Source organism: Haliea sp. E17 (assembly GCF_048323675.1).
GTDB lineage: Bacteria > Pseudomonadota > Gammaproteobacteria > Pseudomonadales > Halieaceae > Mangrovimicrobium.
On record NZ_JBLWFK010000006.1, the window covers coordinates 86,153 to 99,084 of the forward strand.

General features: G+C 64.5%; 10 protein-coding genes. 3 read left to right on the forward strand and 7 right to left on the reverse strand.

Features of this window, described 5'->3' with window-relative positions; translation table 11 throughout:
- Positions 1–23: 23 nt before the first annotated feature.
- The 3 genes from ACNKU3_RS16440 to ACNKU3_RS16450 all read right to left on the reverse strand — a co-directional run bounded on the left by ACNKU3_RS16440 (position 24) and on the right by ACNKU3_RS16450 (position 3,380).
- The gene (locus tag ACNKU3_RS16440) at positions 24–1,241 is read right to left on the reverse strand and encodes a serine hydrolase domain-containing protein (RefSeq protein ID WP_418260635.1); all 1,218 of its coding nucleotides are present in this window, start codon (positions 1,239–1,241) and stop codon (positions 24–26) included.
- Positions 1,238–2,185 carry a DUF1838 family protein gene (locus tag ACNKU3_RS16445; RefSeq protein ID WP_418260636.1) on the reverse strand — a complete coding sequence of 316 codons (948 nt, stop codon included), beginning with the start codon at positions 2,183–2,185 and terminating at the stop codon, positions 1,238–1,240. The genes ACNKU3_RS16440 and ACNKU3_RS16445 overlap by 4 nt, the downstream gene beginning before the upstream one ends.
- Positions 2,186–2,291: 106 nt before the next feature.
- Positions 2,292–3,380, reverse strand: coding sequence for a DUF3089 domain-containing protein (locus ACNKU3_RS16450; RefSeq protein ID WP_418260637.1), 1,089 nt, complete (start codon positions 3,378–3,380; stop codon positions 2,292–2,294).
- 195 nt (positions 3,381–3,575) lie between these two features.
- Here ACNKU3_RS16450 and ACNKU3_RS16455 point away from each other — a divergent pair, with 195 nt between their 5' ends.
- Together ACNKU3_RS16455 and ACNKU3_RS16460 are read left to right on the forward strand one after the other, a co-directional pair.
- On the forward strand, positions 3,576–5,159 hold the full coding sequence (locus ACNKU3_RS16455) for an FAD-binding oxidoreductase (RefSeq protein WP_418260638.1): 1,584 nt from the start codon (positions 3,576–3,578) through the stop codon (positions 5,157–5,159).
- Between the two features lie 5 nt (positions 5,160–5,164).
- The gene (locus ACNKU3_RS16460) at positions 5,165–6,823 is read left to right on the forward strand and encodes an alpha/beta fold hydrolase (RefSeq protein ID WP_418260639.1); all 1,659 of its coding nucleotides are present in this window, start codon (positions 5,165–5,167) and stop codon (positions 6,821–6,823) included.
- Here the strand turns inward: ACNKU3_RS16460 and ACNKU3_RS16465 are convergent.
- From ACNKU3_RS16465 to ACNKU3_RS16480, 4 genes are all read right to left on the reverse strand, one after another.
- A complete protein-coding gene (locus tag ACNKU3_RS16465) occupies positions 6,816–7,514 on the reverse strand; it encodes a Crp/Fnr family transcriptional regulator (RefSeq protein WP_418260640.1) in 699 nt (232 codons plus the stop codon). The genes ACNKU3_RS16460 and ACNKU3_RS16465 overlap by 8 nt on opposite strands.
- Before the next feature lie 961 nt (positions 7,515–8,475).
- Positions 8,476–10,626, reverse strand: a complete 2,151-nt coding sequence (locus tag ACNKU3_RS16470; protein WP_418260641.1) for a TonB-dependent receptor — start codon at positions 10,624–10,626, stop codon at positions 8,476–8,478.
- A 125-nt stretch (positions 10,627–10,751) separates the two neighbouring features.
- Positions 10,752–11,483 (reverse strand): hypothetical protein, encoded by a 732-nt coding sequence (locus ACNKU3_RS16475; RefSeq protein ID WP_418260642.1) that lies wholly within the window; start codon positions 11,481–11,483, stop codon positions 10,752–10,754.
- A 17-nt stretch (positions 11,484–11,500) separates the two neighbouring features.
- A complete protein-coding gene (locus ACNKU3_RS16480) occupies positions 11,501–11,761 on the reverse strand; it encodes a hypothetical protein (RefSeq protein WP_418260643.1) in 261 nt (86 codons plus the stop codon).
- Positions 11,762–12,185: 424 nt separating this feature from the next.
- Between ACNKU3_RS16480 and ACNKU3_RS16485 the strand changes: the two genes are divergently transcribed.
- Positions 12,186–12,920, forward strand: a complete 735-nt coding sequence (locus ACNKU3_RS16485) for an SDR family NAD(P)-dependent oxidoreductase (protein ID WP_418260644.1) — start codon at positions 12,186–12,188, stop codon at positions 12,918–12,920.
- Positions 12,921–12,932: the final 12 nt, after the last annotated feature.

Sequence of the window (12,932 nt, forward strand, 5' to 3'; positions counted from 1 at the left end):
AAACAAGGGATCGACCGGCGCGGTCAATCCCCCTTGATACCCCGCGCGACCAGGTTGGGCAGGTAGCTGTTGTCCCACTCGGGGGACTTGAGCGGCGCCTTGCCCACCCGCAGCACGATCAGCTCCAGGCTGGGCATGATATAGACGACCTGGTTGAAGTTGCCGTCAAACATGTAGATACCCTTGTCCACGAAGGGCTCGCTGTGCAGGACCTTGGGGCCGGGGTGGTTGGGGCCGCCGAAGCCGCGGCGCTCGATGTACTCGCCGCCGACCCAGATACCCAGGCCGTAGTGCGGGTTCTGCGCCGTGGGCGTGGTCATCGCGTTGACGTAGCCTTCGGGCAGCAGGCGCTCGCCATCCACAACACCGTCGTCGAGCATGGCGATCGCCATGCGCAGGTAGGTCTGTGCCGGGAAATAGCCGCAGCAACCGGAATGCGCCGTACCACCGGGGCGATTGACCCACTGGCTGCCGCCCGCTGCGCCGATTTTCGCCAGCACCTCGTTGCCGAGGAAATCCGAGTAGCGCTGCCCGGTGGCGCGCTCGATCAGGACCGCCACCAGGTCGGCGGTGGCGTTGCTGTAGACATACACGCTGCCGGGTTCGGCGACCAGGGGATAGCTCTCGACAATATACTTGCCGTGCACCGGTGAGAGGTAGGCCCGGTTCAGGGGGTTGTCAGGGTCGGTGCTGTAGGCCTGGGGCAGCAGGCCGGTGCGCATATCCAGCAGGTGGCGCACCAGCATGCTCTGCTTTTCCGTCCCGCGCCACTCACCAAAGAAATCGGCGAGCGGCTGGTCCAGCGACTTGATATAACCCAACTGGATGGCCCGGCCCACGGCCAGCGAGGTCATCGGCTTGGACAACGACATGGTGGTCAGGGGTGTCGCTGCGGTGACGTCACCGAAGTAGGTCTCCCGCTGCAGCTTGCCCTGGTACCAGACGATGAAGGCGGTGGAATTGTTGTCGCGCGCGTACTGCTCGGCGCGGTCCAGGGCCGCGCTGTCGATGCCGAGTTCCGCCGCGCTGGCGACCGCCAGCGGCGCGACCGGGTCGGCGCCCGGCACCGGTTCCTGCGGCTCGTAGGCCTTGATATAGCCGCCGTTCTCCATGGTGCCCTTGAAGCGCTCCTGGTAGAGCGCCTCCATGGCGTCCATGTCCACATCGGCGTCCGCGGCTGCCGCGGGCAGCGAAGACAGCGCCATCCACAGGGCGATCAGCCCTACCCCGCTACGCCTCATGATTTGGCCGCCTCGCGCTCTGCTTTCGCCTTGTTGTAGTAGTCCATGGAATCGAAGCGCACGTCGTTCCAGTTGTCGGTATCGAAGATGGCCGGGGTGAATTTCTCGAAGCCCGCGCGCACCTGGGGTTCCAGCGCATCGAAGCCGCTGATGTTACAGCCGAAGGCGCGCGCCATGCTGCGGCCCTGGTTGTTGCCGAAGCCGAGCCAGGGCTGCCAGCTGGTGAAATTCTGCATGTGGATTTCCGCCGGGGCACAGGTCAGCTCCGGGTTCAGCACGTCATCGATGTTGGCGGAGAAGGTGTACATGGAATCCCAGTAGACCTTCGGCCCGGTGGAGATCTCCGGCCACTCCTCGGGCGTGAAGACATTGGGGAAGGATTCAATCGACTGGGCCGGAACGAAAACCCGGTTGCCGATCACGTTGATCCGCAGGGGGTTGGGCGCGATGCCCGGCGCGATGATGCCTTCGGGCGTGTACAGGCGGCCTATCGGGCCGAGGATAAAGGGTTCGAACTCGATGGTCTTGCCGGAGAAGGGGTTGGTCCAGTGGGTGATCGGGTTGTCGGTATCGAAGTCGCAGTAGTAGCCCACTTCGTAGTGGCGCAGCTCGGAGGTGCCCGGCTGCACCTGCTTCCACTTCTGCAGGATGTAGCTGTTCAGGTTGAACATCGGCATCAGGTTGCCGTCGCCGGTGTAGCCGTACATGTGAAAGCGCATGAAGGCGTGGGTCTCCTCGGTGCCGATACTCCCCATCACCTTGGTGATCACGCTGGAGCGCGCTTCCGGAGTGGAGAGGTCGAGATCCTTGATGCCGTATTTTGAGCCCATGCCAACCACCGGCTGCGCCGCGGCCTGGCTACCCATGGACGGCAGGATCAGCCCGCCGGCGCCGAGTGCGCCCATGCCCCGCAGGGCGGAACGCCGAGTAAATTTATTTTCCATGCTGAACCGAGCTCCTCTGTTTACGTAATGTGCCGGATGCAGTTTCCCGGCCCTGTGAAATCCTGAAAATACAGCGATCCCGGTATTCCCGGGGCGCCGCTGTTACTCACTTGCCAGCACTGCCAAAAGCGGCGATGCGGCGCGCGACGTTCTGACGGATGTCGGCGTAAAACAGGCCGATATCATGGAAGTGCATGCTGCCGCCGGGCAGCGGCTGCAGGTCGAGCGCGGGGTCTGCCTCCACCACCAGGTAGCCGCCAGTGCACTTCGCGCTGACCAGGCCCGCTTTCAGCGCCTGCGGCGCGCTGGCGTCGGGGGCGCCCGGCACGGCGCCGAGACTGGCGGAGGCCGGCGCCTGGGGCTGGTCGGCGCTGAAGGTCAGCGGATTGACGCAGACACCGGTGCGGCCTTCATCGGTCTGGTACTGCGCGGCGTAACGCGCACCCGCCATGCTCCCGTAGAGGGCGATATCCGCCTCGCCGTTTACCGTGTTCCAGCCGGCAACGCAGCCGGTCTGGTCGGGGGTCGAGCACAACTGCAGGCTGTGGTAGGTGCGCCCGAAGTCCCCCTCCATCAGGTCCAGACCGACCACGTAGGCCACCACCAGTTGCTGTTGCAGCGCTGTCGAATCCACCCGGTCGCGCAGCAGGCGATAGGCCAGCAGGCCGCCCTGGCTGTGCCCGGCGATGACGAAGGGCCGGCCCTGGTTGCGATTGGCGATGTAGTCGTCGAAGGCCCGCAGCACGTCGCTGTAGGCGAGATCGTAGGCAAGGTTGCCGTCCCCGCCCGGAGCGGCGGCGCGCACGGCGAGCACGGTCGCCTGACGGTAGCGCGGCGCGTAGACCCGGCAGCAGGCATTGAACACGCTGGCCTGGCGGGCGATGACGCTGGCATCGGTCCAGGCGTTTACCGCCGCGTCATCCAGCGGCTGGTTCCAGCGGCTGGCGCTGGTGTCAGTGGTGGGATGGATATAGAACACGTCGACGTCGCGCTCGCCGGTGGCCGCCGAAGCCCCCGCTGGGGTCACCTGGCTGGCGCCGGGGGCCTCGGGCAGCGCCGCCCAGGATTGCGCATTGCGGTAGTCCGGGGCCGGCGGCTGCGCCTGCTCCGCGAAGGGGATCACGGCGTCAGTGGCTGCGGTGGTGGCTGCGCCCAGCGCCAACAGCGCGAACGCCGCTATCCTCAAAGGTTTCATTGTTCGATTCCCCGATCCGGTAATCCGGTTTTCATTGTGCTCCAGTTTCCTTTTACACCGCGGCGGCGCCATGACATTAATCAAGGACAGCTGGCGCCAGCCCGGTAGCATCGCCGGAATATCCATCCACCCGGCGACGCCCGGTCGCGCAAGCTGGCGCGCGGCGCCGCCACGGCGCATCCCGGAACCCGACTTATGCCCATCAGCATCGAACTCCACGACACGCTCACCTCCATCGTCGGTTCGGACGCAGTGCTCACCGGCGCCGCCGGCGAGCGCTTTTACACCGATGTCTATCGCCGCCTGGCCACCCCGCTGGCCGTGGTGCGCCCACAAAGCGTAGAACAATTACAGGAGCTGGTGCGAGCGACCGCTGCCCAGGGGGTCACCCTCAACCTGCGCGGCGGCGGTGCCTCCTACACCGACGGCTACATTGCCGACACAGAGGACCAGTTGCTGCTGGACCTCAGCGGCATGGACCGGATTACCGAGATCAACGAACTGGACGGCTACGTGACGGTGGAAGCCGGCGTTACCTGGAAAGCCCTGAAGGAAACCCTCGACGAACGCGGCCTGCGCACCCCCTTCTGGGGGCCCTTCTCGGGCATGATTGCCACCGTTGGCGGCTCCATGTCGCAGAACACCATCAGCCACGGTTCCGGCGCCCACGGAATCTCGGCGCAGTCCGTCCTGGGCATGGATATCGTACTGGCCGACGGCACGCTGCTGCAGACCGGCTCGGCCGCCGCCGGCAGCGGGCCCTTCCTGCGCTATTTCGGCCCGGACCTGACCGGCCTGTTTACCGGCGATTGCGGCGCCCTGGGGATCAAGGCGCGCATCACCCTGCCGCTGCTCAGGCGCCGCCCGGCACACCGCTGTGCGTCGTTTGCCTTCCCCACGCTGGAGGCAATGCACGAATCCATGCGCCTGATTGCCCTGGAGGGACTGGAGGATACCCACTTCTCCCTGGATAGCGCCCTCTCCCAGGGCCAGATCGCCCGCCAGGACAACGCCGGGGAAACCTTCAGGATCGCGTTGTCCATCCTCAACAGCTCGCCCTCCTGGTGGGAGGGCCTGAAACAACTGGCGCGGGCGGGACTTTCCGCCCGGCGGATCATGGGCCGCTCCGCCTACATGACCCACTACATTGTCGAGGGCGTCGACGACCACGAGGTGCGCAGTCGCCTGCACCGCATCCGCCAGCTGGTGGAGCGCCTGGGCAACGAGATTCCCGCCACCGCTCCCTCGGTGGTCCGCGGCATGCCCTTCGCGCCCTTCTACAATACCCTGGGCCCCAACGGCGAACGTTGGGTACCCCTGCACGGCATCCTGCCCCACTCCGCCGTGCCCGGCTTCCACCGTGCCCTCAAAGCCCTGTTCAGCGAGCGCCGGGACGCAATGGATCGGCTCGGCGTGTGGCACGGCGGCATGTTCGCCACCGTGGGCACCTCCGGCTTCCTCTACGAACTGGCACTCTACTGGCCGGACGAGATCACGGCCTATCACCGCGAGGTGGTGCCGGCGGATTACCTCGCGCAACTGCCGGTGTATGCGGGCAGTCCGGAAGCCCGCGAGTATGTGCACGAACTCAAGCAGGCGCTGATCGAGCTCTATGTCGAGCACGGCGCGGTGAATTTCCAGGTCGGCAAGGCCTATCCCTACCGCGAGCGCCTGCAGGGGCCGGCGATGGACCTGGTACGCGCGATCAAGCAGCATAACGATCCGCAGCACCGCCTCGCACCCGGCAACCTGGGCCTGTCCCGGTCGCAGGGCGAGTAACCCGCATGGGCACCCCGGCTGTCAGCCGCCACTACGCCTGCCTCGGTAACCGCCAGGTACACTACCGCGAGGCGGGCAGCGGCCCGGCGGTGGTGCTGATCCACCAGTCGCCGCGCAACTCCCGGGAACTGCTGCCGCTGATCGAATTCCTGGCCCGCGATTTCCGGGTCATCGCCCCCGACACCCCGGGCTACGGCCAGTCCGACCCGCTGCAACCGGTGGATACTGCGCCCTGCCTGGATGAATTCGTCGACGCCCTGGTAGGCCTCTTCGACGCGCTGGAGCTGGAGAAACCGGCGGTTTTCGGCTCGCACTCCGGCGCGATCATTGGCGTCCGCCTCGCCGCCCGCCATCCCCGGCGGGTGGGGGCACTGGTCGCCAACGGAGTGCTGATCAACAGCGAATCCGAGCGCCGGGAACTCTGCAACAGGTATTTTGAGCCGTTCCTGCCCCAGTGGAACGGCAGCCACCTGGCCTGGCTGTGGTCGCGGATCAAGGACCAGCACGATTACTACCCCTGGTACCAGCGCAGCCCTGAAGCGCGCATCCACTGGCCCGCCACCAACGCCGAGATGCACGACAGCGCCATGGACATCATGGAGGCCGGCGACAGCTACCGCGCCGCCTACCGCGCGGTACTCGACTACGACATCCGCGGCGATCTCGGCCATCTGGCTGTGCCCGCGCAACTGCTGGTGGCCAGGCCCGACGCCCTGAGTCGTTACGTGGACCAGTACCCACCCCTGCCCGAACCGGTGGAAACCCTGCTTGTCGATGACTTCGCCGATATACCCGCAGCGACCCGGGAGTTCTTCCTGCGTCACGCGAGAGACATCAGCAGCGGCAGGCCAGTGGGTGTGGAGGAGACGACTCCCGGCCTGCGGCGGGCGTTTCGCCGCTGGAATGAGGGTGAATTTCACTATTTCCACGGCGGTGGCGAAGCACCGGGCCGGCCGCTGTTGCTGCTTCACGACCTCGGCCTCAGCGCGAGTTCGGTCCGCGAACTGGCTCTCGCCCTGGCTGGGGGTCGCAGGGTACTGGCGCCGGACCTGCCGGGCCACGGGGAAACCCGGGTGGCAGCGCCGACCATCCAGCCGCGGGATATGGCGGCGGCCATTGCCGCGTTTCTGCGTGAGATGAGCACAGGCGCAGTGGACATTATCGCCCTGGGCGCGGCCAGCGCCTGTGCGCTGGAGCTGCTGCGCCTGCAAACACCGGGGCACGGCCACCTGCTGTGTTGCGACCCGCGCTTCGACGAGGGCATGGCGACACCCCCTGAGGCAGCACAGTTACCGGACCTCGAGCCCGACGCCGCGGGCTCGCACCTGCTGCGCGGCTGGCACTATCTGCGCGACCGCGCGCTGTACACCGCCTGGCGGCAGCGCGACGCCGCGCACCTGCGGCAGAACGCCAGCGCCCCGGAGGCTGTCGAGTTGCAGGTCGACCTGCTGGCCCTGCTGAAATCGCGGACCGGCCTGGAGCAGCGCCTGGAGGCCGCACTGGCCTACGAGCGCGCGACTTACCGGGCGGAAGGCAGCGTGGGCATGGCGCACAACCCCGCGATGGAATATGCCGACTCAGCGCACCAATTTGTTGCACTGGAAGGCCGGCAGGCGCACTGGGCAGGTGCGATCCTGCGCTATTTCTCCCAGCCCCTCAGCTGATATCCGCCAGCTCCTGCACCCGCTCCATATCCCGGATACAGATCGTCTGCGGTGTCGGCGAGGCGATCAGTCCGTCCCGCTTCAGCTTGGCCAGGGAGCGACTGACCGTCTCCGGGGTCAGGCCAAGGAAGTCGCCGATGTCCTGGCGGCACATCGGCAACTGGATGCGTTCCGCCCGCGCGCCCGGCAGGCGCTCCAGCATGTGCAGCAGGAAGAAACACAGGCGTTCGTGGGCGCGTCGCTGCCCCAGTAGGAACACCTGGTCGAACGTCAGGGCGAGCACACGATCGCGGATGCTCTGGATATTGGCCTTCAGCACCGGCGAGGCCTCGGACAGTTCGACCAGCCGGGAACGCGGGAATTCATAAGCGGAAACGTTGGTCAGGCTGCGAATGCCGTACTCGAAGTAGGCGGAGTTGGACAGGCCGACGAAATCACCGGGGAACACGAAAGCCAGGATCTGGCGGCGCCCCGAGCTGGAAATCCGCTCCACCACGCCGCTGCCCGAGACGATATTGAACACCCGCCCGGAGGGCGAGTTCTGGTCGCTCAGGCTCTGGTTCGGGCAGATCATGCGCAGGCGGGACATTTCCGCGAGGCGGTTCAGGTCCTCCTGTGGGAGGTCGTGAAAGAGCATGCAGTCGGCGTCGAAGTCGACATACGCGGTACTGAGATCAATGGCTTCAAGCATGGCAGGGTACACCTTTCACGTGGCGCGTTGAATCTGGTCAGTCCCGGGGGATGCGTGTTTTGAGCGCTGGCCCCGAAACCCTAATGTCATATCATTAGCAATTATTGCGCCAAAAACGTTCACGGCTGCCCGTTTTTTGTCGGGACGCGTTATTTCTGCTGTTTTGCCTTGGGGGAATGCTCATTTGCTTCAGGCGGGGCGGCCTGGCGGCCGCGGCATTGCCGCCGGGCGGTGCATGTCTTTTGCTCCATTCCAGGCGCTTGCGGCGCGTTGGCCTTCAGTGCCCGGAAATGCCGCGTGGGGCGGCCTGGCGGCCGCTGCGTGGCCTGCGGGCGGGAGTAACCCCGGGCTTTCGCACTCTGGTCTGGTTTCCGTTTGCCTGGCTCCTGGCTCCCGATTGCCGATTGCCGATTGCCGATTGCCGATTGCCGATTGCCGATTGCCGATTGCCGATTGCCGATTGCCGATTGCCGATTCCAGATTCCAGATTCCAGATTCCAGATTCCAGATTCCAGTTTGAGACCAGGCCTCCCAGTCTTTGCACGACACGGAACCCCGTATACAAGACAGTGCGAAGTTCCTTCAGTTGTCGATTGGCACCCGCATTGGCGTCGGGTGGAGCATGTCTTTTGCGGACTTGGAAGGCGTCGGTGCGAACTCAATCTCGCTGCGGAACCGCCTTGCCATCGCCACAGTTCAGCCCACCTCACTGACTGTCAGGGGACCGGGTAGCATGTCATCTCCAAACGAACTCAACCCCCGGCAGCCAGACGGCAATTCCGGGCACTGAAGGTCAACGCGCCGCAAGCGCCTGGAATGGAGCAAAAGACATGCACCGCCCGGCGCCAATGCAGCGGCCGCAAGGCCGCCAAGCCGCAGCAAAAACCTCAGACAACTCATAAAAAAAACCCGCAGCAGCCAAAAAGCCGCTACGGGTTAAATAGCAAGTAATCCAGTACTACTAGAACTGGTAGCTGAGCCCCAGGCGCCAGGTCATCGGGTCAGCCATGAAGCGCGGCTGCACGACACTGAAACCGAAACCGGTGAACCAGTACTTCTCGTCGGTCAGGTTCTTGCCGGACAGCGCCAGCTTCCAGCGGTCCCAGGAATACGAGGCATAGGCATCGACCATGGTGAGCGGCTCGATGTGGCCGATCGGCGCGTTGTCCGAGGTGGAGAAGAAATCGTCCCGGGTATTGACGTTGGCGCCCAGCGCCAGCGTGCCCGGACCGATATCCTGGCTGTAATCGACACCGACAGTAAACTGGTAATCGAACACGTTGGTCATCCGGTTGCCGACCAGGGAACCGGTGGAGACGCCGCCACTGGCCGCCGTATCGGTGTACTCGCTGTCCTGGTAGACACCGTTGGCCCAGAGGGAAATCGAGGGCGTCAACAGCAACGAAATCTCGGCCTCGATACCCTGGTGTTCCGCGTCGTAGTTTTCCGTGATGAACACCCCTTCGTTGGTCACCGCCTGCTGCTGCAGGCTGGCGTACTCGTTGTAGAAGCCGGCGAGGTTGATGCGCAGGCGGTTGTCCCACCACTCGCTCTTCAGGCCGACTTCGTAAGCTTCGACTGTCTGCGGTTCGAAGGGCGAACCCAGTGCCACCGGGTTGTCCGCGAGGCCGTTATAGCCGCCGGCCTTGAAACCCTCGGTATAGCTGGCGAAGACCATCATGTCGTCGGAGATCCGGTATTCCACCGCGGCCTTGGGCGTGAATTCGTTCCAGCTGTCGCTGCGATCGACGGTGCCACCGCCGACGATCGCGTCGATGCTTTTCTCGTCTTCGGTATACCGTCCGCCGAGGGTTACGGTCAGGTCATCGCTGAAGTGCATGCTGGCCTGGCCGAATGCCGCGTAGCTGTCGGTGGTTATGTCGAAGACGGTATACGCCGGAGTGAAGAAAATTTCCGAGGTCACTTCCTGGGTTCCGGTCTCGCGGAAGTAGTAGAGGCCGGCGACATAGCTCACGAAGCTGTCGAAGAGTTCGCCCTGCAGCTGCAACTCCTGTGTGACGCTGTCCTGCTCGCTCACCGATTCACGCTGGAACAGTTCCAGGTAGCCCGGGTAGGGTATGCCCAGCGCCTCGTTGGCGACACCGCCGGAGAAGCCGACGGCCCAGTCGTCATCGAGCTCGCCCCAGGAGGTTACCGAGCTCAGGCTGGTGGTTTCGCCGAGGTCAAAGTCGAGGTGCAGGCTGGCGCCGTACTGGGTGTCCGAGGTGTAGGATTCGTAGGGTGAGAGCAGTTTGTCGATGGCTCCCGAGGTAAACGGAATGTCGTCGTAGGGACGATCCATCTGGAAGGGGTCCAGCGCCGAGGCCCACAGGCCGTCGCTGTCGAAGTCGCTGTAATAGCCCTTCAGCCGCGCCGTGTAGCGCTCGCCCTCGTAGTAGAGATCCGCCTGGAAGCCCTTGTATTCCTCGGCGCCCACTTCCTCGTTGCGGGTGACGTTTTCCTGGCGACCGCCGTCGCGGTCGCGGTACATACCGGAGAATCCCGCGCGCAGCGCACCGTCTTCGGTGAGCGGCCCGGACAGGCTCAACTTGTTGTAGAACTCTTCCCAACGACCCATACCCACCTCGTTGCGCAGGGTGAACTCCTCGGCCGGCCTGGCGGTGATGATCTTCAGGGCGCCCGCCGAGCTGTTGCGCCCGTAGAGTGTGCCCTGGGGACCGCGCAGTACCTCGATGCGCTCGACGTTCAGTGCCTCGATGAAGGAGGCCGCGGAACGCGGCTGGAAGACGTCGTCGATGTAGATGCCGACTTCCGCTTCGGACGTGATGTTGGCGCCATCGGTGGTGCCGCCGCCACGGATGTAGGGACCAATACCCGCGCTGCCGCCGGTCACCGGCTTGAACAACACGTTGGGCATGACCTGGGACAGATCCTTGACGTTGTCGATCTGCAGTTTCTCGACATCCTCGGCACTCAGCGCGGAAATGGATACCGGTGTTTCCTGGATACTTTCCGCCTTGCGCTGGGCAGTGACCACGATGTTCTCGATCACCAGGTTTGAGGCCGGCGCCTGGGCCTGCACCAGCGCGCTGAATGGAATGGCCGACAGGCACGCGGTGCCCGCCAATGTTCTGATACTCCGGTGTTTCATGGATATTCCCCCTACTGAAGCGGCCCTGGGCCGTGTATTGGACTGGCTAAAAAAGACTAAGTTGATTGTTCAATCTGCGGCCATGACAAATATCATGCGCTGTCCGCCAGCGTGACCCGGGCCATTCAACGGGCATCGCCCTCCAGTTCCGCCAGGTGGTAGTACTGGTTGAGTCCGTGGGAAACCACCTTGACCGGCACGCAGTCCTCGCCGAATGCCCAGACCTCGAAGTCGTCCACGCCGGGAACTTCGATCACCACCCGGCGCGCGGTGAAGGTCCCCGCGGGCACCGTGACCTCCTCGAAGCCCATGTCCCGGATAGTGGAGAAGCCCGGGGGAATGGGGATCAGGTCAGGACCCGAGCCGCCGTTGGCCAGCGTCGAGGTAGCGAAGGTGGCGATTTCAAAATCCTGCATATCACCGGTGTAATTGCGCAGCCGGCCGACCAGCCAGGCATCGCCGTGGAGCGCGTGGGTGCCGAAGCACTCGATACCGGTGGATCGTTCGGCACTCTGGGAAATCCTGCCCGCCTCCCGGGTAACGCCCTCGCACTGCGCCTGGTCGCGGGAGAAGGTGTACCAGGTCGACCCCACGGTCTGTTCCTCCACCGACAGGCGGACGAAGGCGTCGATGGGGTACCAGTCCGCACCCACGGTCATCACCACGTCGCGCAACAGGCGGTAGTCGTCCATCTCGCACTGGGCGCGCAGGGTTCGCTCGCCGCCGGGCTGGACCGTGACACTGAAATACTCGCGGCCGGTCTCGCCGACGCCCTCGGTGAAATACAGGAACTTGCCCCGGTAACTGCGGTGGCGCATACCCTGCTGATCGAGTGGCAGGGGCGTTACATTGGCCATGGAAAAATCCTCTTTGCTTACTGGAAATCGGCGAAGGCGCGCAAGTAGACCTCTGCGGTCTCGCGCACCTCACAGGCGCCAACGAAGGTGTCGATGCCATAACAGCCCCGGTGCCAGGATTCGCCGTCGAGCATCACCTGCCCGCCCAGCACCAGGGCTTCCAGCACAAAACCCGGCCACTGGGGGAGATCACCGCAGTACCCTTCGGGCAATTGCAGAATGAACGCGGCCTCGCTGGCCCAGGGCGAGTGGTGGCTCGCGCCAGAGAACGGGTTCAACTCTCCCGGAGTGCCGTGGAGCTGTCGAATTCATTGCGTTCCCACTGCACGCTGGAAAGGTCGATCCGAGGCGTCTGCCTCGAACCGCGAACGGGTTTCTGCATTGCAGGCTCGTCTACTGCTGTCACGTAATTCGGGGCTCCCGGAATCGCTGAGTAGTGTGGTGGAGCAACATGCCGACCGTTTGCGCGGCTCGGGCGCGCGAGTTGCCCCAGACTACGTTTCCGGCGGGAATCCCCTCCATGACAAAAGTCATCCACATCCGCCGCGGCGCGGTGATAGCCTGCTGTCACAGGCGATTCCACGCCCGGGGCATACCCGGTATCGAGAAAGTTCCAGGCAACATTCCTTTTCGCGCGCTCCGCCCACGCCTGGCGGACTGCACTCAGGCAGGTTCCGACAGATGAAATTTTCCGGGAAAAACGTGCTCGTTACAGGCTCCGCCGGCGGCATCGGCAAGGCAATGGTTCGCGCATTCGCCGAAGAAGGCGCACGGGTGATCGCCGCTGACCTGCAGGAGGACGCCAACCGCGCACTGGCCGCCTCGCTGGGTGATGCCGTGGTTCCGCTGGAACTCGACGTCACCAGTGAGGAGCGCTGGATGGAAGTTTTCGCACAGGCGGACAGGGACTACGGCGGCATCGACGTACTGGTCAACAACGCCGGCTTTTTCCAGCCCAACATCCCCTTCGAGGACATGCCGCTGAAACTCTGGCGCCTGCATTTCGCCATCAACCTCGACGGTACTTTCCTCGGCTGCAAACACGCCATTCGCCATATGAAGTCCCGCGGCGGCGCCATCGTCAATATCGGTTCCGGCATGTCCATTACCGCCAACCCCACTGCCAGCGCCTATTGCGCCGCCAAGGCGGCCGTGTTGATGACGACGCGCACAGCCGCCGCCAACGCCGGACGCTATGGCGTCCGCGTCAACGCGGTACTGCCGGGGGCGGTGCCCACCGGGATGCTGATGGGCAACCTGGCGGAGGGGCAGTCAGAGGAAAATTTACTGGAAAACCTGCGCAGCCACAGCCCGCTGGGCCGGCTGGCGACGCCGGAAGACATTGCCGCGGCGACGCTGTTCCTGGCCGATCCGGCCAATGCCGCCGTCACTGGCATCTATCTTCCGGTCGACGGCGGCAACATGCCCGGCGCCTGAAACCGCCGGCGC